At 66.3% G+C, this 25,813-nt stretch carries 20 protein-coding genes; 7 read left to right on the top strand and 13 right to left on the bottom strand.

Translation table 11 applies throughout. The features are described 5' to 3' along the window. Positions 1-682: 682 nt before the first annotated feature. The 3 genes from AB0C30_RS54060 to proS all read right to left on the bottom strand — a co-directional run bounded on the left by AB0C30_RS54060 (position 683) and on the right by proS (position 6,036). Positions 683-1,840 (bottom strand): hypothetical protein, encoded by a 1,158-nt coding sequence (locus AB0C30_RS54060; RefSeq protein WP_357959597.1) that lies wholly within the window; start codon positions 1,838-1,840, stop codon positions 683-685. A gap of 676 nt (positions 1,841-2,516) precedes the next feature. Beyond that, entirely contained in the window at positions 2,517-3,320 is an 804-nt protein-coding gene (locus tag AB0C30_RS54065; RefSeq protein ID WP_357959600.1) for a hypothetical protein, read from the bottom strand. Between the two features lie 1,273 nt (positions 3,321-4,593). After that, on the bottom strand, positions 4,594-6,036 hold the full coding sequence (gene proS, locus AB0C30_RS54070; protein WP_357959603.1) for a proline--tRNA ligase: 1,443 nt from the start codon (positions 6,034-6,036) through the stop codon (positions 4,594-4,596). Between the two features lie 460 nt (positions 6,037-6,496). Here proS and AB0C30_RS54075 point away from each other — a divergent pair, with 460 nt between their 5' ends. Continuing rightward, positions 6,497-6,793, top strand: a complete 297-nt coding sequence (locus AB0C30_RS54075) for a hypothetical protein (RefSeq protein ID WP_357959606.1) — start codon at positions 6,497-6,499, stop codon at positions 6,791-6,793. A gap of 238 nt (positions 6,794-7,031) precedes the next feature. Here AB0C30_RS54075 and AB0C30_RS54080 read toward each other — a convergent pair whose 3' ends face one another. Continuing rightward, the gene (locus AB0C30_RS54080) at positions 7,032-9,011 is read right to left on the bottom strand and encodes a sugar transferase (RefSeq protein WP_357959609.1); all 1,980 of its coding nucleotides are present in this window, start codon (positions 9,009-9,011) and stop codon (positions 7,032-7,034) included. A 475-nt stretch (positions 9,012-9,486) separates the two neighbouring features. Between AB0C30_RS54080 and AB0C30_RS54085 the strand changes: the two genes are divergently transcribed. Further along, entirely contained in the window at positions 9,487-9,627 is a 141-nt protein-coding gene (locus AB0C30_RS54085; RefSeq protein ID WP_357959611.1) for a hypothetical protein, read from the top strand. A 576-nt stretch (positions 9,628-10,203) separates the two neighbouring features. Here AB0C30_RS54085 and AB0C30_RS54090 read toward each other — a convergent pair. Further along, positions 10,204-10,641 carry a hypothetical protein gene (locus AB0C30_RS54090; RefSeq protein WP_357959614.1) on the bottom strand — a complete coding sequence of 146 codons (438 nt, stop codon included), beginning with the start codon at positions 10,639-10,641 and terminating at the stop codon, positions 10,204-10,206. Between the two features lie 232 nt (positions 10,642-10,873). Between AB0C30_RS54090 and AB0C30_RS54095 the strand changes: the two genes are divergently transcribed. Continuing rightward, the gene (locus AB0C30_RS54095; RefSeq protein WP_357959617.1) at positions 10,874-10,996 is read left to right on the top strand and encodes a hypothetical protein; all 123 of its coding nucleotides are present in this window, start codon (positions 10,874-10,876) and stop codon (positions 10,994-10,996) included. 1,043 nt (positions 10,997-12,039) lie between these two features. Here AB0C30_RS54095 and AB0C30_RS54100 read toward each other — a convergent pair. Both AB0C30_RS54100 and AB0C30_RS54105 read right to left on the bottom strand, forming a co-directional pair. After that, on the bottom strand, positions 12,040-12,357 hold the full coding sequence (locus AB0C30_RS54100; RefSeq protein WP_357959884.1) for a hypothetical protein: 318 nt from the start codon (positions 12,355-12,357) through the stop codon (positions 12,040-12,042). After that, positions 12,309-12,965: an Rrf2 family transcriptional regulator gene (locus AB0C30_RS54105; protein ID WP_357959880.1), complete on the bottom strand. Its 657-nt coding sequence runs from the start codon at positions 12,963-12,965 to the stop codon at positions 12,309-12,311. Before AB0C30_RS54105 ends, AB0C30_RS54100 begins: the two co-directional genes overlap by 49 nt. Between AB0C30_RS54105 and AB0C30_RS54110 the strand changes: the two genes are divergently transcribed. Continuing rightward, entirely contained in the window at positions 12,877-13,698 is an 822-nt protein-coding gene (locus tag AB0C30_RS54110; protein WP_357959887.1) for a hypothetical protein, read from the top strand. The genes AB0C30_RS54105 and AB0C30_RS54110 overlap by 89 nt on opposite strands. 93 nt (positions 13,699-13,791) lie before the next feature. On the opposite strand, the gene AB0C30_RS54115 is transcribed toward AB0C30_RS54110, so the two are convergent. Together AB0C30_RS54115 and AB0C30_RS54120 are read right to left on the bottom strand one after the other, a co-directional pair. After that, the gene (locus AB0C30_RS54115) at positions 13,792-16,551 is read right to left on the bottom strand and encodes a hypothetical protein (protein ID WP_357959620.1); all 2,760 of its coding nucleotides are present in this window, start codon (positions 16,549-16,551) and stop codon (positions 13,792-13,794) included. Positions 16,552-16,745: 194 nt separating this feature from the next. After that, on the bottom strand, positions 16,746-17,711 hold the full coding sequence (locus AB0C30_RS54120; RefSeq protein WP_357959623.1) for a hypothetical protein: 966 nt from the start codon (positions 17,709-17,711) through the stop codon (positions 16,746-16,748). A 217-nt stretch (positions 17,712-17,928) separates the two neighbouring features. On the opposite strand from AB0C30_RS54120, the gene AB0C30_RS54125 reads away from it, so the two are divergent. Continuing rightward, a complete protein-coding gene (locus AB0C30_RS54125; protein WP_357959626.1) occupies positions 17,929-18,882 on the top strand; it encodes a GntR family transcriptional regulator in 954 nt (317 codons plus the stop codon). On the opposite strand, the gene AB0C30_RS54130 is transcribed toward AB0C30_RS54125, so the two are convergent. The 4 genes from AB0C30_RS54130 to AB0C30_RS54145 form a co-directional block, all read right to left on the bottom strand. After that, the gene (locus AB0C30_RS54130; RefSeq protein WP_357959629.1) at positions 18,879-19,862 is read right to left on the bottom strand and encodes a BtrH N-terminal domain-containing protein; all 984 of its coding nucleotides are present in this window, start codon (positions 19,860-19,862) and stop codon (positions 18,879-18,881) included. The two genes, AB0C30_RS54125 and AB0C30_RS54130, sit on opposite strands and share 4 nt — an antisense overlap. Positions 19,863-19,933: 71 nt before the next feature. Beyond that, a complete protein-coding gene (locus AB0C30_RS54135; protein ID WP_357959631.1) occupies positions 19,934-22,177 on the bottom strand; it encodes a bifunctional polysaccharide deacetylase/glycosyltransferase family 2 protein in 2,244 nt (747 codons plus the stop codon). Beyond that, a complete protein-coding gene (locus AB0C30_RS54140) occupies positions 22,174-22,677 on the bottom strand; it encodes a hypothetical protein (RefSeq protein ID WP_357959634.1) in 504 nt (167 codons plus the stop codon). The genes AB0C30_RS54135 and AB0C30_RS54140 overlap by 4 nt, the downstream gene beginning before the upstream one ends. A gap of 62 nt (positions 22,678-22,739) precedes the next feature. Then, positions 22,740-22,931: a hypothetical protein gene (locus AB0C30_RS54145; RefSeq protein WP_357959637.1), complete on the bottom strand. Its 192-nt coding sequence runs from the start codon at positions 22,929-22,931 to the stop codon at positions 22,740-22,742. A gap of 26 nt (positions 22,932-22,957) precedes the next feature. Between AB0C30_RS54145 and AB0C30_RS54150 the strand changes: the two genes are divergently transcribed. Together AB0C30_RS54150 and AB0C30_RS54155 are read left to right on the top strand one after the other, a co-directional pair. Then, complete coding sequence (locus tag AB0C30_RS54150) at positions 22,958-24,430, top strand: AMP-binding protein (RefSeq protein WP_357959640.1); 1,473 nt, start codon at positions 22,958-22,960, stop codon at positions 24,428-24,430. Further along, the gene (locus tag AB0C30_RS54155; protein WP_357959643.1) at positions 24,427-25,785 is read left to right on the top strand and encodes a condensation domain-containing protein; all 1,359 of its coding nucleotides are present in this window, start codon (positions 24,427-24,429) and stop codon (positions 25,783-25,785) included. Before AB0C30_RS54150 ends, AB0C30_RS54155 begins: the two co-directional genes overlap by 4 nt. Positions 25,786-25,813 lie beyond the last annotated feature (28 nt).

The following is a 25,813-nucleotide window of genomic DNA, read 5'->3' on the forward strand; positions in this document are numbered from 1 at the left end:
GAAGCGTCGATACCGCCACGAGCAGGCACAGAAGACGATCAAGGTGTCAAGCATCAAGCGAGGCCAGAGTGTCAACCATCAAGCGAGACAGGACACACCTACGGACAGCGCCGAAAGCAACTTATCTACACGTCATCAAGGCGCGTGCCGCCTGTGGCGTCCCGCGCGCGTGGGGCGGTCGCTGGCCGCGCTGCGGCTCTTCGGCCGGTCGCGGCCAGCACCACCCACGCGCTATCAGCAATACGGCGAACAGCTAGAACGTCGAAAGGCGTATCACGGCCAAGCCCTCGACCGTCTGGACCTGGTGTCTCAGCACCAGACCGCTGAGGACACCGCAGCCTCCCGCTCGCCGTCCGGGCGTGCGGCCTGGGGCCGGTCCCGGATGGCAGCGGCTGCGAGCCGCGCATCGCAATTGACGGCAGCACTCTTAAAACTCGGGGCAGACCATACCCGCCGTGCAAATGCACCACTACGATCGCCACATCGTGGCTGATCAGCGCACGTGGCCAGGGGCGATCGAAGGTCCAGGGCTTCGTTCCTCAGCCCTGGACCACCGAATAGCGGGGCGCGCCATTCATAAGTCGCGATCGTGGCGCACAGGATGATCCTACTTGCATAAGCTCCGCACAAACGGTTCGGCGAATACAACAAGGGTATTGACGCCGCAGGGGTGCGACGCAGCTTATCGGCCTTTAATCGAAGCCCGGTTTTCGCGTTTCTTGCCGAGGCGGAATATTCGATTCAGAAAATGCGACAGGAAACCGTAGGCAACGAGGGCGCCAACGATAAAGGATGCGAGATGAAAACAGATAGCCGCCCGGTCGGCCGCTTCATACCAATCGGAGTTTCCGGTACCAATATAAGCTCGGCGAGCATCAGCCACGAGAAAGTAGCCCGCCACCAACAGCAAGAAGCTTGCGCCAGGTCCCATAATCAATCCTGCTCTGACGATGGCCCTGGGCGCGCGGATGAAACGAGCCGTGGTCTTGCGCACCCAGTGAATCTTTGCAAGTAGGAAAATTGCTGACGTCCAAATGAGGATCGCTCCCGCGAGCGACCAACCTACGGCCGACTCAGTGAACCGGTATGAATGGTTAATAATGAAAAATGGTTGCGTTATATAGTAAGAGAAGATGCGCTGCAAATCGAATGGCGTAAAAGTGAACAGCCCAATGGCTACCAGGAGCGCCAGTATCCATCTCTCGCGTCTACTGCGGGACACCTGGGCAGGGACAATTGTTTCCTCGATCACTGTGGCTAGGCGCTCATCCAGCTGAGTGCGAACTTCTGTGTTCAATTCACTCTGTAGAGATATATACTCTCTATATTGCTCCGCAATTTCTCGGCCTAGTACGCTTAACCTGTGTTCTATGTATAGGCGTCGAGCCTCGCGTGGGACGTCTTCTTCGATTTGCTTGCGCAGAACCTCGCGCATCTCGGAGAGGCTGTCAGCTTCCTGTTTAGCGGTTTGCGCTTCAGACCTCGCATGCTCCGCGTCGAGCTGATCCTTCATGATTTGAAACAGCCGGGATTCTTCTTTGCGTCGACGATATTTAGCAACGGCCGCTATCAGTTGCTGGACGGCCGCAATGGCGCCGAGAATTGCCCCTATGCCCAAAAAAATTTGCCAAGGATCAGTGGCGCTACTACCAACGGGCGTGGGAGCGGGAGTTGGAGGTCCGACAAGAGCAAGTCTCCATAGATCCAGAAAGGCCAACGCAACGCTCACAGTCATACCGCAAAGCGTAGGGGCATTCTCGCCGCCGATACGACTGTATTTTTGAACTGTGATGGTTCCGACATAAACAGAGAAGAGTGATCTTCTTCTAGCCGTCGCCATAACAATAGGACATGCAATTGGAGTGCTCTAATCATTCTTCGTACTCCTAGCGGTGATTGTCACGGGGCTGACACGGTCCGACTCGCGTTGCCCCTCAAGCGGTGGCTCGGCGCGCCGCAGTACGCCCCGCGCTGCCGTCCCGCGCTACGGCTGCGCGTGCGGCCTGGGGGCCGTTCTCGCACGAGCGCCGCGCGGGGCATCGTCGTACGGCCACCCCGCTGTACACCTGGAACCCGCCGACCCGAGCGCCCTGCTTTAGACAGTCTCCTTGCATCGGACGTAAGCCGAGGCACCCTCACCCGGCCATAGCGCTGAGATGTCTTTCAGGCAGAGGTCCCTAGTCAGGTCCGTAGGGGCGGAACATGGCCGGTAAGCCGATATTTCGCCTCTTGGATTATGGGAAATGTCTCTGGCGCACATAAATCTGGCGGGCGCTGTTGCCCTGGTTAGCGAGTCGGCGATTTGAGGAATGTACTCTGCCACCTTGGGCCCCACTACCGTGATGATTGCTACCAGAACGGCCGCGTACGCGCTTATTCGTGCCACGACAATCGAATTGTCCATTTTGACAGCCGTTCCGGTAGAAGCCTCCTGTTGCGCGGGGGTTGTCATGTAAAGAGTCTACCGCGCACTTGCCGCCGTGTTCGATTTTGCGCGGCATCGTGCGATGACTCAATTAGGCTGACCAGCGCCACCGGTCGAGCTCGGTCCACTTTGCTTCGAGGGCGGTGGCGAGTTGGCCTCCGAAGGCGACCGTTCCCTCGTGGGATGCGAACGCGATCCAGGTAAGCGTGTCATCGCTCCACACGCCTTCAGCGCCGGTGTACTGGGGTTCGAACACCTCTGCATCTACGAGGTAGTCCGCGCCGTACTCGCGCAGTTCTGTCACGCGGCCGCCGCCCATGTCGCGTATTGCGGCGCGCACCTGGGCGAGTCCTTGCTCGTCCCACATCGATGCCTCCGACAGCACGAGGACGTCGGGTGGAGTTGGCCCGGCGAGCATGGGGTGCCACGACCTGCCCGCTAGCCCCCACCGCTGCTCCAACTGTTTCTGTCGTTCGAACGACTCGGCGGGCGCCAACACGCGTCGGTACGGTAGCGGTTCCGCCGGAAGGTCGGCCCGCGTTACCCAGTCTTGCAGGGTCGACTGAAACAGTCGGCGTTCCTCGGCCATTGCCTTGGCCTCGGTCTTGTTTGATGCCGGTTGTGTGAACGGTGACTGGGCCGTGTCGGCAGCCTCGGATAGGGCGTCGACGAGGTCGGTGAACTCGGGCAGCCGGTCTGGATCGAGCCGCTCCACGTGTTCCAGGATCGCTGCGATCACGTTGTAGTGAGGGAAGATGCGCCACGCTTCGCGACGGTAGCTGTACCCGAACGCGGACCGTCCCTCGTTGGGCAGTGCGGCGTACTTGTCGGTCAGCTCGTCGTACCGCTCCATCAGGTACCGTCGTGCCGCCGTGTGCAGCGTTGCCGAGTCCATGCCACAAACTCCCCATGATTCAGCCGTCGGCGCACTCTGATGCCTGGCAACGGACGTTTCAGTCCAGCACCTGGCCCAGGTTCATGAAGAGGTTATCGGCGACGGATGACCTGTCTGTCGACCAGTCACCGGTGAGGCCCTGACGATCGCCGGCCTCGGTTCCCGTAGTCGAGGGCCGTGGCGATTGCTGCAGCGGCCCTTCTTCGTCGCCTCCCGATGGCCATGGGAGAGGTGACAGCAGCGCTGACAGCAACGTCCCCACACGCCGACGCATCCGCGCCACCGTCCACACGCACCTGACTATGGTCTTGATCACTGGAGCAGGGTGAACGCTCCGCCTGAAAAGCGGAAGGTCAGGCTGCCGCGCGGCTTCCGTTCCTCGGGCCTGGCGGCCCTGCGGTACGGGTCCGCTTGCCACCGGGCATTCGGGTTCTCGCCGTTTCTGTACAGCACAGAAGTACAGCAACGCAGCCTCACAAAGCCGTTCGACGCCAGCCACCATCAGCCATCTGGCCAGGCCGGTGATACGTCCGCCAGGGTGCTGCCTTGCCCTTGTAAACAGAAGGTCAGGGGTTCGATTCCCCTCGTCGGCTCTCCGTCAGATGGCCTCTGAACAGGGATTTCTTGTTCAGAGGCCATCTGTTTGTCAGGACAAAGTCGAGATCTTGCTAACACCCTTGCTAACAGAGAGCCCGGCAGGCAACGGCAGCGCTTCGCCTCAGGCATCGCCGACACCTACGCGCTCGGCCTGCTCTCCGAGGCCCCTGAACTCGGCATTCCAGTAGTCATCCTGCCGTTCGTCAACACCGCCCTAGCCTCACGAGCCCCCTTCCAACGCAGTGTTGACCAGCTCAGGTCTGAAGGAGTCCGAGTCCTACTCGGCCCAGCTCAGTTCGAGCCACACCCGCCCAGCTCTGGCGGGAAACGCATCGACAGCTACCCCTGGGCTTTGGCGCTGGAAAACTTGCCGAATTGATCTCATAGGTATCAAGCGGCGGCGCGGCGCGCCGCCGTACCACCGGCCCTCCGCCCGCCCGCCGTCCGGGCGTGCGGCCTGGGGGCCGGTCCCGGACAGCGGCGGGACACCGGGCCGGGCACCGCACGCCCGCCCCGCCGTACTGACCGGACGCTCTGGCCGGGGTTGCCGCGCCGCCGCACAGATGCAGCCCTACGATCGCCACTGCATGGCTGGACGCCGTACGTGCTTGGGGCGATCGACGAGCCGGGACTTCGTTCCTCAGCCCCGGCTCACGGAGCATCGTGGTAACCGTGATCAGTAAGCCCGCCCAAAAATGACACGCTTGCCATATGCCGATGCTTCACCGCAATGCACGCACCATCCGGTCTCCGGAGTACCGTCGAGCGGAATGCAGCGTGGAGTTGCTGCGACCTTGGCCTTGATGTCGTCCTCACAGGCGGGTCTGCCGCAGTGCAAGACCAACGCCCATCCCGATGCCACCGCCTTCGTGAAGGCGTCCCAGGTGTCCACTCTCATAGTGTGACTGTCGCGGTATTCGGTAGCCCGCTGAAGAAGGAAGGCTTGGAACTCCTCCAGTACGCCAGGAATGAGCTCCGGTGCAGAAGACAGCGAGATGCTTTGTTTGCCTTCGTCGCCCAGCCTCTTGGCCATCACTACAGTGCCAGACTCAAGATCACGCGGACCGAGTTCCAGCCGGATAGGGGCGCCGCGCAGCTCCCATTCATTGAACCGGAAGCCAGGTGAAAGCTGTGCGCGATCATCGACATGGGTACGTATACCGGCCGCCTTAAGTCGCCCTGCAAGCTCCAGTGCCGCGGCCGAGGTCTGCGCGCCCTGATCGCCACGTCCAATCGGCACGATTACAACTTGATAGGGGGCGAGTCTAGGTGGTAGGACCAGGCCCTTGTCGTCGCCGTGGGTCATGATGACGCCGCCGATCATCCTCGTCGACATGCCCCATGAAGTGGTGTGACACAGTTCGAGACGACCAGCTTCGGAGGTGTACTGGATGTCAAAGGCTTTGGCGAAATTCGTGCCCATGTAGTGGGAGGTTCCAGCTTGGAGCGCCTTGCCGTCCCTCATCATGCCCTCGATGGTGAAGGTACGCACTGCGCCGGCGAACCGCTCCCCAGGTGTCTTCTCGCCAGGTACTACTGGGATCGCCGCGATGTCCCGCGCAACCTCCGTGTAGAGATCCAGTGCCAGCATCGTCTCGCGCATGGCGTCCGCCTCGTCGGCGTGTGCTGTGTGACCCTCTTGCCAGAGGAATTCCGTCGTGCGCAGGAACATGCGGGGCCGCAATTCCCAGCGCACGACGTTGGCCCACTGATTCAGCAGGAGCGGAAGGTCTCGATGGGATGAGACCCACTTGGCCATCATCTCGCCGATGATTGTCTCTGAGGTCGGCCGAACGACCAGCGGCTCTTCGAGCTCCTTACCGCCAGCGTGAGTGACAACGGCGAGCTCAGGGGAGAATCCCTCGACGTGATCGGCCTCTCGCCGAAGGTAGCTCTCTGGGATCAGTAGAGGGAAGTAAGCATTCTCATGACCGGTGTCCTTGATCCGGCGATCAAGTTCCTCTTGGATGAGCTCCCACAGGCGGTAGCCGTATGGTCGGATGACCATGGTGCCCTTGGCGGGTCCCCTGTCAACGAGCTGCGCCTTGGCAACCAGCTCGTTGTACCAGGCCGAGAAGTCCTCATTCTGAGGAGTCACACCACGTTCATCACGTCCCATGCACGGAGAATATCGCTCATGGCATGTCCTCGTGGCCCGTGGAGGACGGCCTTGCAACAGTGACCCACGGGAATGGGGCGGATGGAAGTCATAAGGTCTGTGACGCCTAATACATCAACCTGGCCTCATGCTTGCTCATGAGTGCACACGGGTGATCTCGGCCAGGACGGCGGCCCCGGTTTGGGAGCTACGTGGGGAGCCACCCGAACGGACGATCATGAACTGAGCCGTACGAGCCTGAACGGCAAGGCGACCTCCTACTGGCGCAGCGAACGGACCTGAATGGTCCTGAAGATCGTTTGTGGACCTTGTAAACAGAAGGTCAGGGGTTCGATTCCCCTCGTCGGCTCACAGGCGGGAGGCCCTCGCGATCTTCGCGAGGGCCTCTTGATTTCCCTATGGCGAGCTTCACCTGGTCTCCTCCCAGTGCGCTGTCGCGTCTGGCGGCTATCCTCACGGTATGAGCGCTCAGCCTGTCCATCCACAAGTTCCTCGGGTGCCGCGGGTGCCGCGTACCGTCGACGGGATCGCCGACGCGCTTCAAGGTGGCCGGCGGATGGAGTTCTACCGCGAGCTCGGTACGGCGCCGCTGGATCAGGCTGAGGCGATCCTGCGCCGGTGGTGGTGTGAGGCGATGCTGGATACCGACCCCGAGGCCGAGCAGATTCGCCGGGCCGCAATGGACGGCACCTTGCCGGTCGTCACGATGGAGGACATCCTCGCTCGCCGTGAGCGGCAGGGCCTGCCGCTTGAGTGAGCATGAAGCGGAGGGGTGGCCCTGTTACTTCTCCGAGGGTGTTGCGGAGCTGTTGGCGGATCCCCAGATCAGCCCGGCGTTGTTCTCGGCGATCGCCGCGCTGTCCGTTGAGATCAATGAGACGAGGGGCGGGGTCCCTGGGCACACTGCTTCGCCCCAGTGGCCACAGCAGCGGAGGGTTCCACTCGGCAAGGATGGGATCCTGGGTGTCGCGGAGTACGCGCACGGAAGATCGAGCCTAGAGAATGCGCTTCCAGTAAGTGGAGAGGAATTTCCGGGCGATCTCCCGGTCCAACTTCAGGCTCGCGTGCTGGTCATGCCAGAGGCCCGTGAAGCCTCGTTGAAGGTCGTACGCGAATGTCCCCTGCTTGAGATTGAGCTCGACGGTCTTGTTGGGGAATGGGCCGAGCCACCCAGGCTTTCCGGCCAGATCCGCTTCGTTCCAGCGTGGCCCCAGGATGGGCCCGAGTGCCGCTACTGTTCTCTGTCTGTCGGGGGTCAATAGCGGTCGGTCGTTTACGACCGACATGTTTCCCTTGATGATGACGTTGTAGAGCATTTGGACGGTCTCGTCGAGGGTGGTTCGCGACCACCCATTACCGACGCTCGTACGTTCGCCGCTGCCGCCTTTCATGCCGTCGGTTATCTTCATCGTACGGCCCTTGGCCATGTCGAACTCGCGGCCGAACTGGCCAACCCGTTTCTGGAAGAAGAAGGGATTTCTTCCGTCCTCGGCGAACTTTGCGAGTGCGAAGATGGCGTTCGCAGGAGTGGTGATCATGACAATCCCGGTGGCCCATTTGACGTCATGCCACCGCTTGGCCGGGCTCTGCTTCCATTCTCTGCCCCTCAGGCTCGCATAGGGTGGGGCAGGCCAGGACCGAGCGGCGATACCCGCGCCGGTGCTGAGTGCGGCCATGCCGAAGCCCATCTCAGCGGCGCGCTTCCAATCCCAGCCGGCGCCGCTCGCCCATCCCGTGGTTGCCAGCACTGTTGAGCTCACCGCACCGCCGACCATGATCCGGGAGAATGCCCGCTCCCATGTGGCCGACTCCATGGCCTCGGCCAGGCCCGTGAGCGCGGGTCCGCCTCGGCGTAGCAATGCGGGCAGCGCGCCGTGCGCACCGGCCATCAACCCGCCGGCGAGCACTCCGTGCAACATATCCCGAACCAGCTTCCCGACATTGATGGTGCCGGTGGCGAACAGCTGGTCGATCGCGCTCAGTCCGCCGGAGTACATCGCGCCCAACGCTGCCTGACGGATGATCAGCAACGTGATCCGCAGTACCTGGCCCTCGGTTCGGAGCAGCTTTTTCACCACGGCGTCGAGGAGGGGGCCGAGCCGGGGGGCCAGTAGCTTTGCAATGAGCATCAGTGCCACCACGAACGCCGCGGATGCCAGGAATCGCCGTCTGGCCTCCACGATCGCGTCGTAGCCGATCTGGCCGCTGTCGGCGAGATGCGCGCAGCGCCGATGCAGGTCGGCCAGCTGCCCATTCTCGCCGTGCACCACCCGTGCGGTACGTCCGAACACAGCCGTGGCCAGCCCGGACCCGGCCCCGGTCACCCGCCCGGCCTGCCCGGCGACCTGCTCCTGGACGTCAGCGACCACGCGTCCCATCGTCGTCGCGGCATCCCGCAGCCGCGCCACACCGTCGAGATCACCATCCGGCCACGCGGACCCGACTCCTACAGATTCGAGGAACCAGATCGCCTGGCTCACGAAGTCAGGCGCTGGTGTGGTCGTCGGCAGACCGCTCAGGCTCAGCCGGGGCTTGTACACATCCGGATCCGTCAGCCATCCCGGGTACCCCTGCGCGTACGGGATCTCGGTGGTCGCCTCCTCGGCCTCGGCGTACCTGCTCCCGGCAATCATCCTGGCGTTCAAGTCCTCGGTTGCGGCATACCTGCACCCGGCGACGACCATCCCGGCCGCCATCGCGCGTAGCAGGTTCACCGCTCCGACCAGGTCTTTCAGCAGGTCGTCACGTAGTCGGGCGAACCCCGGCATGCCCGCCTCGGGATCGCCCTCGAACAGCGCCCGGCCTAGATCGTCCTGACCGAAGGGGCGCTCATCCACCGCCCGGCAGAACTCGTCCACGCCCTCGGCCAGATCATCAGCGGCCTTCCGGACGCCTTTCCCCGCGCTGATCCAGCTCTCCGGGTCGAATATCAGTATCCGCGCATGGGCCACATCGTCGGCGGCGATGTTCCTCATCTCCATGATCTACAGCAACCGCTCGCAATCACTAACGGAGCATCTACGCCGACGGATGGCGGGGCCGCCTTCACTGTCGGCCGGCAAGGCTCGATGCAGTGGTGGTTGATGCGCCTGGTCGCCTGGGTGGGGCTGGCGCGTGGGCCGGAGCCCCAACTCCCGTGACCGCGGCTACGGAGAATCCTGTACCCACAAAAACTGTGCGGAGGCGCATGTTCAGCATCCTCCTTTCAATAAGGCAGAAATGCGAGGCAAGCGATTCCCATATCGGATGTCGATGGTGCCGCCCAGGACGAATGCCACATAAATACACCATTTATACAGCCAGCAAGATCACGAGTCAATGCCCACTTGGTCCGGTCGCTACTTGGCCGTAGTCCTCACCCATATGACCGCCCCGACTGCCGGAATTGCGGCTACACCGCCGACCTCGCGAGGCGAGGAGGCCGCATGCGCTGGTTGCCGGCGTGGCGGTGTGGAGACGGTTCCCCAGCCTGCCCGCGTTCTTGCCAGGCTGCTGCTGCGTCTGGGCATCGCCGAGCGATGCGCGCTGGGCAAGTGGCCCTGCGGGTCCAGCGCGGACGTCACCCGCCGGGTGGCGGCGGGGGCGTACTAAATCCCATCTGCCACATGCGCGCCACAACAGAAGCAGCTCGTCCACGAGCACAGCGTCCGTGAGGGCCTTACGGAGCACCGTGTGGACGTGCTTTACGGTGTTCGCCGCCAGCGGGCCGCCCGAGGACCCCGCTGGACCTCGAAGCAAGAAGAACAGAGCCTCCGGCGGAAGCGCTCCGGCACCGAGGTGATCGCCACACGGCCTTGAACGTCGATGGGTGGCTTGGGGCTGATCACCTCGCACACCATCGACTCAGGCAAGCCCAGCAGACCGACTCTTCCGTATCAAGCCCGGCTCTGACCGCAGGACAACGCATGATCGAGGAACGGCGACCGGCAAACGTACACGCCAAGCTGAGCTTGACACTCCGTCCCCTGCCCGTTGCCGCTACGCGGTGAGTCGACGGCATATGAAGCGGGAGCGATGAGCAGATCGAGGAGTGGACGGAGATCGCCTTCGACCTGGCTCCCGAGATCGCCGCCGCGTACGGCGTCAGCTGTACACCCTGACGCGCGAGACGAGGGCACGGGGAACCGGAGTGCTCGCGCTAACACCGGACACGACCGACCATAGGAGTTAAGGGGCAGAGAGGGCTCCAACCGCCGCCAGCAACTCGATGGGGAACTCCCGATCGGCTTGGCCGATGGCGAGCGCGACCCATCGGCCCGCTTCCGGTCGCCGCCAGACGAGCATCTGCCCGCTGAGCTGACACAGTTCGTCGATCGGTTCCGGGGCTGGGTCCTCGGCCCACAGGTACGGTTCCAGATCGACCGTCTCGGGGCTGCCCCAGCGTGCCGTCAGAGTGGTCTCCAGCTCCCTGTAAGCGGTGTCGATCACCTCCTCAGCGGCTTCGACGGTCTCTTCACTGCGATCGTCCCAGAAATCCTGGCTGGCCTGGAGAACACGCATGTGGTAGCCCGGACCGCTGGATCGGTTTCCCACCCGTGCTCGCTCCTGCGGGAAGGGGAGGGAGAGCAGGTCCTTTATGATGGCGCATTGATCTTCGGTGGTCATGCCGTGAGAATAGTGAGACGGCCTGCGCAGGTGAGCCCTGCGCCGGGCGTCTCCGGCTGGGTGACCAGCTGGGTGACGACGGCCACAGACGGGGCCGGACGGTCACGGACGACGAGGCGCGCTCGCCTGCGCCGAGGCCGCGGAAGCCGACGCTGTCGTCGTCGGCTCGCACACCGCCGCCCGCCAGCTCCTCGAGTGGCCATGGCGCCCGCTGGCCGGGCTGTCCCTTCCCATGATCATTTGGACGGTACGGCCGGCGCACACGCGGACGGTCGTCGAGCAGGTCGCGGCCGTCATCGCCGCGCAGGCGGCCGGCGTGTCCGGTGCGGACCAAGCCGGAGATCGCGACTGTTGAGACCGGGGAACCGGGCAGGTCGTCGAGCGCACGACGGGCCCCAGGCTCAGCGCCACTGAAGCTGCCACGTGATGTCGATCTCCGCGGTGTCGAGACCAAAGGCAAGCCGATTTCGGGGAGGCCCCGTGAGCCTCCCGTACGTGCTCGGGGGCGCGTTTGGTGTGGATTTGACGGCCCTTGAAAGTACGCCGGGCCAGCGACTACGGTCTGCGGATGATCGCTTTGCAGGACATCCTTGCCGATGCGGCTAGCGGACATATGCCCCAGCCTGGGGCTGGCCCCACGATCGTCCCGCAGCCGTCCCCACGTGACGCGGGAGTGATCGCCTTCACCGCCCACAATGTGATCTACGCCGACCTCGATGAGGACTGGATCAGATCTCGGCTTCCCGACGGAGACCTATCGGCGCCACTGAACCCGCCCTTCCTCATGGAACTAGAGGAAGCTATGGGGCGCAGAGTCAACAACATCGACATGCTCGCTGTGGCTGTCCCTTGCGTTGGTCCTCCACCGATCGAACTGGTCGAGGTCACGGATGCGGCCCATCCTCGTGTCCGGCGCGCCCATCGCTATCGTGACGATGTACGCGTCTGGACCTGTCCAGGAGGTTTGCTGGTCATCGGACGAGGCGTCGCCGCTCGATGGGAGGTCGCGATCGAGGTCGACCCTTCCAGCCGAGGAGGCGGTTTGGGCCGAACCCTCGCCCGCGCCGCCAGGCATCTCATCACGCACCCTCTCTGGGCTCAAATCGCCCCGGGCAATGCGGCGAGCGTCCGAACATTCCTCGCCGCCGGCTACGTTCCGATCGGCGCGGAAGCGCTTCTCGTCCCACCCTCCTCATTCGGGCGGCACACTCCATGATCCGGAAATATCCGGAACGATCGGTGGCGTGCGTTCCGGCTGAGCAGATACTGCACCGTCGAGAATCAGCACACTGGTGGATTCGATCACGGTTCGGTGGGACGGCGGGCAGCGCCGGTCGTCCCGCGGATGATGAGGTGGTTGATGGCGCTCTCAGGGACCTCAGGCACGGGCTGGTACGGTCAGGCCGGCGTCGGTACGGGGGCCGGGCGCCACTGTTCGGAGCCGAAGACCTCGTAGCGGATCCGCTCGTCCGGTACGCCGCGGCGGTGCAGGCCGGCCCGGACCATCTGCATGAACGGGACTGGACCGCACAGGTAGACATCCGCCTCGGGGTGCAGGGGGATCGCGTCGGTGTCGATGAAACCGGTGAAGGCATCCGGCCCGTCTGGGACCGTCTGCTCGTACCAGACGAGGTTGCGGAAGGAAAGTAGCCGGGAGCCGTTGGCGATCATGTCGGCGCGTAGCGGGTGGCGTTCCATGCTGCGGTCGGCGTGCACGGCCGTGACGTCGCGGGTGGGCTGGGTGCGCCGTCGGCCGGCGTGAGGATGAACGACGCTGTGTCGTGCGCCTCGGTGCGCCGACCACCGTGTACTGCTCCGGGCGGATGCCCAGGGCGCAGTGTCGCTGTGCGATGCGCTCCACGATGTGGTCGAAGACCGGGGCGTCCGGGCCGGCGCCGACCAGGTGCCCGGCGAACGCGGCGACCGCACCGGCCAGCGCGTGCTTCTGCTCGCCGGTCGCCTGCGCGCTGCGGCTGTATCGGGTCGCCGTCGCAGTCGACGACCTCGGTCCCGCCCTCCAGTTCGCGTACGAGGCCGCCGATCGAGGCAGTGCGGGCCGTGGCGGCGAGGCGTACCCCGCCACTGCGACCACGGACGGTCTCCAGCAGGCCCAGGTGCTGCAGCCGCGCCGCGCCCTGGCCCAATCCCGGCATTGCGCTGGTGCGTAAATTGCGCGTGCATCGGACGGCAAGCGGCCCACCTGACGCTGTACGCCATGGAAGCCAACACAGCGACATGCAAGATGTGCAGCCGAAGAGGTGCGACGGTTGTCCTGAGCGCACGACGCTGCTCACCGTGGGCAAGGAAGAGTACGTCGAGATCATCAGATTCACCGTGAAACCCACGACGATGACCTCCGTCTGGGGTCCGTGGACGTTCTCCGAACTCTCCTTCTGCAAGCCCTGCTCCGTCGCGCAGACGTGCCGGGCCTGCTGCACTCCCGCCTACCTGGCGGAGTCCAAGACCCCCTTGCGGGGGGCCAAGCTGCTGGCCGAGAACGACGCCCGGTGCGCGTTCTGCGCTTCCGGCCCGGCCTTCGACGTCGAAGCCTGCGTCAAGGACGGGCTGTTCTGGATCCGTTCGTGGTTCGAGAGTAAGAAGGAGACCTTCCCCAAGGAGGTCCCGAACTTCAGCGTCAAGGTGGTGCCCGCGAACGTCATCCTGGCCGAGGGTCACGGGCTGGGTGAGAAGGGCACCCTGCTGGGCCTGTGCAAGGCTCAGGGTGTGGACAACAAGATCACCAGCTACACGATCTTTATTCTCAACGGGATGCGCAAAGCGGCCTTCATGGAGACCCTGGTCCACGAACTCACCCACATCTGGCTCTACGAGAACAAGCTTTCTAAAAAGCCCTACGTGGAGGGCTTCTGCAACTTCGTCTCCATCAACTACCTGCTGTCGCTCGGCAACGACGAGGACGCCGGGCGCCGCAAGAACTTCATGATGGCCAACCCGAACGCCTTCTACGGGGGCGACATGAAGGCCTACCTGCTGCAGGCGAAAGCACCGGCATTCAACCCGTTCACGAACCTGCGGAGCGCCCAGGACATCAAGTGACCGCTCCGGCGAGGGCCTGGGTCGCACTACCCGGCCCTCGCCTGACTCGCAAGGTGAGTGCCCTAGCTGGCGCGGGGAGGCCGGCTAGGCGTACTAAACCGCCAGACCTGAGTTGATCTCGGCGAGCAGTTGGGTGGCTTTCGTGTAGCGGATGAGGTTGTCCAGCGTGGGTGGCTGGGTGAGGGTGGCCTGGGCGTGGCGGACGGCGTCGCCCACCGTCGTCAACCCCAGGGCGCGCGCGGTGAGAGTGTCGACAGCGGTGTCGGCGTTGATCCGGCGGGTGGCCAGGTTGAGCTGGGTGGCCAGGAGTTCGGCCAGCAGCGTGCGCGGCTGCGTCACCGGCAGCGTGAGGACCGCGGAGGACTCCGGCCGGGAGAGCATGCCGTCGGCGGCCGAGCCGTCGGCGCCGTCGAAGCGGCTGTCGGTGGCCTGGACGCGGGCGAGCGTCTCGGTGGTGCGCAGGTCGGGCCGCAGTGCCCAGAATGTGACCAGCCTGGGGTCGTGGCTCGGGGAGACGGTCGTGATCTGGGTTTCCGCCGTAGCGGTGACAGGGCTGATCGGGCACGGACCCGAGCCGGCGACGCTCAGCGAGACCGGTACGGTGATCTTCGCCCCCTCCAGGAGCAGCAGGCTCGGTCGCGCGGTGAACACGATCGTGCCGGTTCCGGTGCGGGCGGGCAGCGTGCCGGTGTTCCAGCGCAGCGTGGTGGTGCCGTCGGCGTTCCTGGTCACGGAGCCGGGACGGGGTCCGGCGCCCTGGTCGAGCGCGGTGCTGTAGTAGACGCCGGCGGGCAGCGTCGCGGTGAGCGTGGCAGCGGGCGCGGGGGCGCCACCGGTGTTGCGGTAGGTCAGGGTATAGGCGGCGGCCTCGCCGGCGTTGACGGTGGCGGGCGCGGTGGCGTCCACGCCGATCAGCGGCCTTCGTACGGTGGTGGACGCGTCGGCGGTGTTGTCGGAGAGGGTGCCGGTTTCGGCGTATCCGCGCTCGTTGGTGCCGGACACTGTCGCCTTGTTGGTCAGGACCGTTCCGTCCGCAGTCGTACAGGGGATTTCGTAGGTGAATGTCTCCCGTGCGGAGTCCCCCGTCTTGATGTCGGGCGTCGTACGGCGGACGACGGTGCCGTCGGGCATCGTGTCGTCGATCTTCACTGCCGTGGCGGTGGCGGGTCCCTTGTTGCCCACGTTCACGGTGTAGGTGAGTATGTCGCCCGGAGAGGCGTCCTGCCTGTCCACGGTCTTGGTGGCGGTGAGGTCGATCGGTGGGTTGAGACTCGCCGCGGCCTCGGCGGTGATCTCGGTGTCGCCCAGGCCGAGTACGCCCTTGTGCGCGCCGTCCTCGAACCACAGGCTCTCGCGGAAGTTGAGGTTCAGGTGCTCCCAGTCGTTCCATGAGATCAGGGTCTGGCCCAGTGAGACGGGACAGGATTTGGTGTCGGGGCCCAGGATGATGTGGTTGACGTCCCCGGACTGGCCCGTCGCTTTGATGCCGTCGCCGTTCCAGTCGACCGGTTTGTTGGCCGGCGTGGTATTCCAGACGCCTCCCAGCCCGTACACGACTGTCCGCCCGCTGGCCCCTGGCACGGCGTCGCCCACCTCGTCGAGCCCGTTGTTCTCGGCCATGGGGGCGCGCTCTTGGGGCTGGTAGTCCAGGGGGCGGGTCGCGGTGGATGCCGTGGGGAACTGGTAGGAGTAGTTCATGACGCTCAGGTAGTTCGGCTTGCAGTTGATGCTGTCTATGCCACCGTGCTGGAGCCCGAGCGTATGGCCGAGCTCGTGCAGGAACGTGCCCGCCTCTGCCGCCACCTGGCCGCCGTTGTCGGTTATCCGCTTGTTGTCCCAAGCGCCGAGCGTGATGACGAAGTCGTTGCCGCCAGGCAGGGCGATGCGGCCGAGGCGGGAGGCATCGACGGTGAACTGGGAGTCGTCTCCGACCTCGGCCTGCCCCGACGTGGTGCCGAGCCCGGTCAGTCCGTGCGCCGACAGGGCATAGCGGAACACCAGCCGCTTGGCGCCCAGGATGTTCTCGCAGTTGCGTGAGAGCCGGTCGAGCACGTCGCCGAAGTTCCCGTCGCAGGGCAGATCGGGGTCGCCGAACTTGAGGTCGGCGAAGTCGTTCAACGCGCCCGGGGTGTCGGTGTCGAAGGAGATCCGCTCCACCTCGGCGGCCCGCTCGCCGGTGCGTACGTGCAGGGTGATGCCGTGCGCCGCGAAGGCGGCCACCACCTGGCCGATTGCGGTCGGGTCGAGCTCCCTGGAGCGCGGGCAGTACGACGCCACGCAGAACATCGCGTCCAGCTCGACGAAGATGTCCTTCCGGTTCGGGTCGGCGTTGTACGGGGGCTGGTTCAGCGCGAGGTCGACCGTGCCGTCCTGGTCGTAGTCGATGCCGTTGGTCTCCCAGTCGTCCAGCAGCCCGTCCTGGTCGGAGTCACGGCCCGTGTGCACCTTCAGCTGGGTGGCGCACGTGCCGATGGTGGTGTCGCCCGACAGCGTCGAGGTGATCTTTATCCGTACGCCGCTCGCCTCGCCGAGGCCTTCGCCGTACGCCGGCGGCAGGTCGAACTCACCCTGCACCAGCCCTGTCTCGGCGGATAACAACTGCCGGTAGAACGGCGTGGTGTGCCAGTAGTGGAACCCGGCCTCAACCGTGGCGGTGAACCACCCGCTCTCCTGGCTGTCGTTGACAAAGGTGATCCTGGCCCGAGGCCGCCCGCCTTCCGCGACCGAGAGGGGCGAGCTCCCGAGGAACTCACAGTCACCACGGACCGACCCTGCGGCGTGCCCTGGTGGGGCACCGAGCATGACGGCGACGACGGTCAGTACGAGCGGCATGATCACCCGGCGGATACGCATGGACCGAGTGTCGACGCACATCTCGGGGACGCCATGAGTAACCCCTACTCAGAAATTGCCCCGCCCCGGTCCTGCGCGCCGGGGTCAGGTGTGAAGCAGCTCCGTGAGCGGCCCGCGCACATCGGCGGGATACAGGTTCAGCTGGTCATACGATTCGCCCCTGAGGTCGGCCCACGCCTTTATGCCTGCTGGGTCTAGCGGGGGTTGCCGGACAGGTGCTGCACGTTGGGCGTGCGCCCATGGCGGGCGGGTGACATCTCCCTGCGGCGGGCCGCCAAGATGGCCAGCACCGCCAGCAGGGCGGTCACGGCAACCGACGCCCCGAGCGCGATCCACGTGGCCGGGTCAGGGTGGATCAGCGACTGGCCGCGCAGCGCCTGCCACGCCGTGATGGCGAACAGCGCGGCGTAGCCCACGATGACGACCCCGGTCAGCTGGGCGCGGGCGCGTTCGCCACGCAGCCAGCTGACCCGGGCCGCGAGGGCGGTGAGAACCAGCACCGCGAGGACGAACACCTGCATGGAGTGCAGGCTGATGAAGTGCGGAACGCGCAGGTCGCCACCTACGGTGCTCCAGTTCGTGATCGGCATGCCGTCGCCGTCGGGCACCCCCACCCCGTGGCCCCCGACCAGCGGGACCGGGTTCCCATAGGCATCTTCGACCATCCGGGGCGTCCTGTTGGCCGTCCCGACCATGAAGGACGCCAGCCCCATGCCCATGACGGCCAGCCCGATCCCGGCACGCAGGGCCCAGGTGAGTGCCGGTTCACCGATCCGCTGGAACAGCAGCATGATGGCGATGAGCAGGTTCGCCCCGAACAGCCCGACCACGCCTGTGGAGAAGACCACCTGTCCGATCGTGTTGAACGTGTCGGCGCCGGTGTTGAAGTGGCTGTAGGTGCCGCGAGCGGCCTGTACCGCGATGAAGCCGACGTCGATCATCCCGGCGACGGCCAAGGCCGTTCCGAGGTTCCACATCGTGCGCTTCGCCTTGCGAAGCTTCGGCAACAGCCAGGCGAGCGTCGCGCCATGGATGACGAACGACACCCCGAACTTCAGCGGCTTCACCCAGATCGACTGCTGCATGAGCTCGCGGCCGTCTGTGAGGAGGCCGAAGAGCGCGACGACGATGAGCGCGGACATCGCCGCCACCATGATCATCAATGGTCGATGCCACGACCGCACTTCGGTTAACGAGAAGGACATCGGGTCCTCCGATCGGGCCGGTGCGTACGGTGTATTAAGTGTCATGCGTACAGAGTAGCTACGCAGGGCATGAAAGCCGCACTATTCTGCGCTTAAGACAAATAAAGTGAACTAGTGTTGTAGCGATCGAACTAGTACACTGTAGCGATCTCACCAAACGAATCGGGGGCACATGTCGTCGTCAACGCAGCGACCGGACCCGCCATACCGGCGGATCGTCGCGGAGATCCGTACTCGGATCCTGACCGGCGACCTGCGGCCCGGCGAGCGGATGCCGTCCATCCGGCAGATCGCCCAGCGATGGGGCGTCGCGGTCGCGACCGCGACCAAAGTGATGGCGACGCTCCGCGACGACGGGCTGGTCGAGACGAAGGTCGGTTCTGGCGCGGTGGTCAGCGCACGCGCGGCCCGGCAGCAGCCGACCGGCCCGAGCGCGTCACTGAAGCCGCGTCAGGGCGGCATCACCAGGCTGAACCGGAAGCAGGTTCTCCGCACCGCCATCGCGACCGCCGACGCCGAGGGACTCGACGCCGTCTCCATGCGGCGACTCGCGGCCGAGCTCGGCGTCGGTCCGATGTCGCTGTACCGGCACGTGGCGAACAAGGACGAGCTGGTGACGCAGATGGTCGACGAAGCCTTCGGCGAACCGGATCTGCCCATCCCGGGGCCGGAGGGGTGGCGAGCCAAGCTCGAACTGATCTCTCGCAGTCAGTGGGAGCTGTGCCGGCGACACCTCTGGCTGCCGAGGGCCATCTCGTTCACTCGCCCGTCGCTCGTCCCCAACATGATGGAGCACACAGAGTGGACCCTGCGCGCACTCGACGGGCTCGGGCTGCCCGCGGCGACCGGGATCCAAGAGGCGCTCACGCTGCACACGCTGGTCCTCACCATCGCTCTGTCCATGGCGGATGAGGTCGAAGCGGAGCAGGAGACCGGCGTGACGCTCGACCGCTGGTGGCTGGCCCAGCGGAAGCGAACCGACGAACTCCTCCACAGCGGACGCTTCCCACTGCTGGCCGCGATCCCAGAGGAAGCGGCGTCGGACCTGAACGGACTGTTCGAGTACGCCCTCGCACGCCATCTCGATGGTTTCGCCGTCTTGGTGGAGGGCCGCGGCGGGTGTTAGAGCTCACTCAGCACGTGCATGGCGTCCCGCTCGATCCGTGAAAGGTCGTGGAGGATGGCGCCGGCCTGCTCAAGCTGCGCCGCGTCGCCGCTCTCTCCGGCCTTCGCGATCCACTCGGCCACGCTTGTCCACAAGGCGGCGGCCTCGGCGTACAGCCGGTGACCTGTGCGCAGGCGGTCATCGTCGATGAGTTCGGCGCACTCGCCGAGGAAATCACGGTAGAGGGCGCGGAACAGGGCGCCGCCGGTGCCGGCCTTCTCCATGAGTACGGCGGCTTGCGGCAGGTCACGCTGCGGATCGTCCGTACGCAGCAGCCACTTGGGCACCTGGCTCGCGGCTTTTTCGATGCCGCGGTGGCCCAGGTTCGCGATGGGAGGGGCCAGGAAGGCGTCGGCGCAGGCTTTGATCGCGGGGATGATCCGGTCCTGCCAGGAGGGCGCGTGCGCCGGCAGGGTGATGGAGAACGAGCGGTTCCTGGCGGTCATCGGGCCTCGTTCGGCCCTCGCCATGGCCAGGCTGTTCCGGCTCGTACGTACGGCCCCTCCCTGCTGCGCGGTGTCCACCAGGTAGGCATCGTGCTCGTCATAGCCGTACATGGCGACGATGTGGCCGCCGAAGTGCACCTTGGACTGGAAGTAGGCCAAGTGGAAGGAGTCGAGCTGGAGGCCGACCGGACGACCGGCGTCGATCTGGGCGGCCACGTTCTCCCACGCCTTGCGTAGTGAGGTGGTCTCATCGACCGACAGCGTCAGCCCGAGCCTGGCAGCCAGGTTTCTGGTGAGTTCAAAGGGCTTGACGCGCCCGCCGAGGAAGGGGAACGGCATGCTTTTGCTGTCCCAGTAGATGAAGGACAGGCCCGAGCCGAGCCCGAACAGCATGGGCTCGGACAGATCAAGTCCCTCATGCCGCAGCAACACTCCCAGGGCCGTCGTCTCGCAGTGCTGCAGGCCACGGCCCTCGATGCCGTGCACGGTGGTCATGTCGCTCTCCTCGGTAGCCGGGCGATCGGTGTGTGCAGCATGGGGTCTCCCACAGAGGAAGAGTCAAGCCGTCAGCGCAAGAGACCGGGAGCGGTGGGTGCGCTGAACGTGCCCTCCCTGCGTACCGTGTGCCAGCGCAGCCGTACGCCCAGCACCGCGGTCGCCAATGACTGGATCACCACGAGGTACAAGAGCTGGCGGTAGACGAACTGCTGCAAAGGGAGCACCCACAGGGCCGAGGCGCGCTCGCCGTCCAGGCGGAGCGCGTACCAGCCGGTCACCGCCTGCACCGCGACGAACCCGGCCCACACCGCGACCACCGGCAGGGGATCGCCCACGGCCGTGCTGTAGATCGCCATGAGATCGACGACGGGTGCGAGCAGCGGCAGCAGCACCTGGAACAGCGCCAGGTAGCCGAGGCAGCGGCGGCCGAACGGGTCCTGGTCGAGCACGGCGCGTCGATGCTTCCACATCGCCTGCATGGTGCCGTAGCACCAGCGGTAGCGCTGCTTCCACAGCTGGCCGAGCGTGGTCGGGGCCTCGGTCCAGGCCAGGGCCTTCTCCTCGTAGACCACCCGCCATCCGGCCCGGCACAGTGCCATCGTGAGGTCGGTGTCCTCCGCCAGCGTGTCGGTGCTGACGCCGCCCAGCGCCACCAGCGCCGAGCGCCGGAACGCCCCGATCGCGCCGGGTACGGTCGCCATGCAGTCGAGTTGCTCGAAGGCGCGCCTGTCGAGGTTGAACCCGATGACGTACTCGATGTGCTGCCAGCGCCCGATCATGCCGCGCCGGTTGCCGACCTTGGTGTTGCCGCTCACCGCGCCGACCGTGGGGTCGGAGAGCTGGCGTACCAGGTGGCCGATCGTCGCGGGTTCGAAGACGGTGTCGCCGTCCACCATGATGAGCAACTCGTGCCCGGCCGCCGCGATGCCCGTGTTGAGCGCCGCGGGTTTGCCGCCGTTGCGCTGCCGGATCACCCGTACGTTGGCCAATCCCAGCTCGGCGGCCAGTTCGGCGGTCGCGTCGGTCGAACCGTCGTCGATGACGAGGATCTCCAACCGGCCCTGGTAGGTGGTGTCGGCCAGTGAGCGTACCGTCGCCTGGATCCCCGCCGCCTCGTTGTAGGCGGGCACGATCACCGTCACCGGCGGGGGCGCGGGCCACGCGGGCGCGCGTCCCCTTCGCCGCTTTCCACCTCTGGTACGGCGGGCATGCACCCACGCGAGCACGGCGAAGAAGACCAGCCGCGCCAGCGTGAGCGCGCCCGCGGCGACGAGCACCCACATCAGCGCGTCGGTGAACCATCCGGATACGCGCTGGGCCACGTTCAAGGCCGAGCCGACGAACCGGTCCACTCCGCCGGCCTGCTGCTGTGCCGGTGGCATGCCGAGGGCCTTGGTCACCGTGACCGCCCGGTAGCCCTTGCCCGCCATCTCCTTCAGGACCAGATCGACGGCCTCGACGGTCTGCCGCCTGTCGCCACCCGAGTCGTGCATCATGACGATCGCGCCCCGGCCCCCGGCCGGAAGCGACGAGGTCACGATCTTCCGCGTGCCGGGGCGGCTCCAGTCCTTGGTGTCGAGATCCGTCAGCGTGACGAGGTACCCCTCGGCCGCCAGCGCCTTCATGCTCTCCCACTGCGGGCCCGTGATCGCTTCGGGCGTGGAGGAGTACGGCGGGCGGACCAGAGCGGTGTGCAGCCCGGTCGCTCCCGCCAGGGCCTTCTGCGTCAGGGACAGCTCCAGCCTGAGCCGCCATCCGGGAACCGTCGCCAACTCGGCGTGCGTGTAGGTGTGGCTGCCCAGCTCATGGCCTTCCGCGACGATCCGCTGAGCCAGATCGGGGTATTTCGCGACCTTCGAGCCGACGACGAAGAACGTCGCCTTGGCACCGTGCTTCTTCAGGGCGTCGAGCACCGCCGGCGTCCAGGCGGGGTCCGGGCCGTCATCGAAGGTGAGAGCGATCGTCCTGTTCGGCAGGTGCGCGCTGGAGGGCTCGCTGCCCGTGAGGTTCAGCACGGGTCCGCCCCGCCGCATCTCCGCCAGCTGTGCGGAAGGGTGGTCGGTGGCGGGCGGAGCGGCGCGAGTCTCGCCGACGACGTTGGTCACGTACCCGTTGAGTACGAGGGCGCCGGCCGCCAGCAGCATGCCGATGGCCAGCAGGAACCAGTGCCCTCTTGGGTCGGCTCGTTTGGCGGAAGGGGGCGTGGGCGCGATCGGTCGGTCCTGCTCAGCCTGGGCCGAAGTGGGATCCTGCCAGGCGGCGACCGCCGGACGCGGCCAGACCTGCTTGCCCTGGTCGGCCAGGTCGCTCACTTCTTCGGCCCCTTGGTCCGGTCCGGGTCGAGCCCCGGCGGCGTCTTGTTCTGGCCCGGGGGTAGGTCGGTGGGCTCGACTGTGGGCCCGACCGTGGGCTCGGTGGTCGGCTCCGGTGCCGGTTCCGTGCTCGGCTTCACGCTGGGCGACGACGACGGGGTCCGTACGGTCGCAGGGTCCTGCGACCGTACGGCGGACCGGGTGCTGCTTGGAGTGGGCCGCGACGAGATGCGGGTCACCGAAGGGGTGGGTCGCTTGGTGCGGCTCGTCCGAGGCGTCGGTGAAGGGTCGGGCGAAGCCGTGCTGCCCATCCCGCCCTTCTGATCGCCCGGCCACCCGGTCACCGACAGCGTCGTGTTGGAGAACAAGCCGCCGATGACGACGGCGAGCAGCGCGAGGGCCAGCACGCCGGACGCGGTCGAGCCGATCATGATCAGCCGTCGCCGGCGACCGCTCTGGTCGACGAAGACGGCTGTCGTGTGGTGATGCTCAGGGGACACATCGGGAAATGGTAGTGACCAGATGTAACTTGTGGGGAAATAGTGTGATTTGGACAGGGTGCTTAGCGGTGTCTGAGTCGTACCGTGGCGCGGAAGCCGTCGTTGAGGCGGCCGCCTTCGGTGGCGGTGACCGGGACCATCGTCCACGGCTGGTCTGGGCCGAGCAGGGTCGAGTATGCCGGAACAAAGCCCTGGTCGAGCAGGGAGACGGCGAAGTCTGTCGACACGCGGCCCAAGGCGTCCAGGGCCGCCATGCCGTGGCACGCTCTACGCCGGTTGCGTGATCCTCCCCATCGATCCGGTGCTGTCGCCGGAGCTCCGTGACTCTATGACCAGCGTGGCGCGCTTTCTGGTCCGCGCGGACGGCCTCTTCGAGCCTGGGCAGACCCGGCCGATGGCCGTCCCGGACCAGGTGGCGCCGCTTGCCGAGCCCGCCAAGCTGGACGCCCGCTCGCCCGCGTACCTCTGCTTCACCTCCGGCAGCACCGGGCGTCCGAAGGCGGTGCTGGGCGCGCACGACTCGCTGGCCCATTTCTTCCGCTGGCAGCGGGACACCTTCGAGGTCGGGCCGGGCGACCGTATGGCGCAACTGACGAGCTGGTCCTTCGACGTGGTGCTGCGCGACATCTTCACCTCGCTGATCAGCGGCGCCACACTCTGCCTGCCGGGATCGCGGTCGCGGGACGCCGGACGGGTCTTCTCGTTCGCGCGGACGTACGGGATCACGCTGGTTCACACGGTTCCGTCGCTGGTCCGGCGGTGGCTGGCGACCGCCGCCGTGGACACCGCCGTGCCGACCCTGCGGGTCGCCTTCTTCGCCGGGGAGCCGCTGCACGCGGAGCTGGTGAACGACTGGCGCGGCCGGGTGGCGCCCGGCTGCCGGGTGGTCAACCTGTACGGGCCGACGGAAACCACCCTTGCCCAGTGCGCTTTCGAAGTGCCCGACGAGCCGGGCACCGGCCCGTTGCCGGTCGGGCGGCCGTTGCCCGGGTGCTCGGTCGGCGTACTGCGGCCGGGGTCCTGGGAGCCCGATGATGTCGGCGAGGTGGTGCTGACAACGCCGTATCGGTCACTGGGCTACCTCGGCACGGACAGTACGTTCGAGACGGGTCCCACGGGTGAGCAGGTGTACCGCACCGGCGACCTGGGGCGGTGGGACGAGCGAGGGTTGCTGCATCTGCTCGGCCGACTGGACCAGCAGGTCAAGGTGCGCGGAGTCCGGTTGCGACTGCCAGAGATCGAACGGGTGCTGCGCGGTGTGGCCGGCGTCCGGGAGGCCGCCGTGGTCGTCGCGGGCGATGCACGGCTTGTCGCCTATCTCGTGGGGGAACCGGCCGTGCCGCCGGTTCGGGTGTTGCGGGAGGCGGTTCTGCGGGAGTTGCCGGCCGCGGCGGTTCCGGATGAGTTCGTCGTACGTACGGACCTGCCACTGCTGCCGAACGGCAAGATCGACCGCACGGACCTGCGCTCCCAGGCCAGCGCCCCGGCCCCGGCCTTGGCCCCGGCCTCGGTTAAGCCCAGCGAATCTGGGGGGAACGTGCTGGTCGTCGAAACCTGCCGACGGGTCCTGGGCGTCGAATCGATCTCGCTCACCGCGGATCTCTTCGAGCTCGGCGTCGATTCGATGTCCGCGATGGAGATCGCCGCCCGGCTGGAGGACGCGCTGGAAGCGGAGATCCCGTACGGTCTGGTCTTCGACCACCCCACCGTCGAAGAGATCTCCCGCTACCTCGCCGACCGGAGCCTCGGGTGACCGGCCCGATCACCCCGTCGTGGACTCAGCGCAGCCGCCTGCTCCGGCTGGTCGAGGACGCGGAGGCCGGGCTCTACCGGCCGCAGCACACGATCTCCGCGTTGCGCGTACGCGGTTCACTGGACCTCTCCGCGCTGAACCTGGCCTGGCTCCGGCTGCAACGGCGGCACCCGATCCTGCTCACGTCCTTCGACCCGCACAAGCCGTTGTGGCGGCTGGACCCGGCCGACCCGGTTGACCTGGTACGGCTGCCGCGCCTCGCCGACGCTCGGCAGGCGCTGGTGCGGGAGGCCGAGCGGCCGTTCGACATAGAGCGGGGACCGCTGACCCGGCTGGTCGCCATCCCGCTTCCGGATGCCGCGGAGACGCTGCTCGGGCTGGTGACCGACCACCTGGTCTCTGACGCGTGGTCGCGGCGGATCCTCCTGGGCGACCTGTACCGCCTCTACGACCTGGAGATCGGTGCGTCGACCGGGAACCTGCCCCCGGCGCCGGCCGCGTACGTCGGCTGGGTGGAACGCCAGAACGACTACCTGGAGTCCACAGCCGGCCTCAACCTGCGCCGGAAGCTCGCTCGGCACGTTCTCCTCCCCGACAGGGGGCCTGCTGACCGGGGGACCGTCGAGCGGAGGCCCGTCGGCCGCGGGACCGCCGACCAGAGGACCGCCGACCAGGGGCCTGCTGACCAGGCCGATGTCCCGCGGATCGAGCGGCAGCTCGACGTGGACTCGTACGAGCGCCTGCTGCCGGCCGCGAAGCGGTTCCGGCTGACCCGGCTCCAGCTCGTCCTGGCCGCCCTGGACGCGGCGTCGGCCGAACTGGGTGATCATTTCCCCGCCGCGACGATCATGGCGGTCGCCGGTCGTCCCCGCCCCGACCTGCACGGCTCGGTGGGCTGGTTCGCCGACCAGGTCGCCGTCGTCAACCGGGGCAGGCATGCCGACCCAGAGGAGCAGCTGCGGTCGTTCCGCGAGGCGGTCGTCGCGGCGCTGGACTCGGCGCGCGTTCCATGGGCGCTGGTCGTCGCGGACACCGTGCCGGAATGGTTCACCCACTCGATGTCGCTGCCGTACATCTCGTTCAACGCCCAGCCACGGCGGATGGGCCCCGCCCTGCGCCAGGCCGCCTTCGCCGGCACCGAGATCGAGGAGTTCCCTGTCCACCTCGGCCGGCCGGACGGGGCTCTCCTGACGTACTGGTCGGAAGACGACGTCGGCGGCCTGCGGGCGGCCCTGCGGTACAAGCCCGAACGCTACAGCGAGGCGGACGTCCTCGCGCTCTGGGAGAGCACCATCGCAAACCTCGACCGGTTCGCCGAAAGCGCGGGCCGGACAGTTGGGAGCGGCGACGGATGAGGTTGTTCGTCATCGGCATAGTTAGGAG

The sequence above is a fragment of the Nonomuraea sp. NPDC048901 genome (genome assembly GCF_040649695.1).
Taxonomy (GTDB): Bacteria; Actinomycetota; Actinomycetes; order Streptosporangiales; family Streptosporangiaceae; genus Nonomuraea.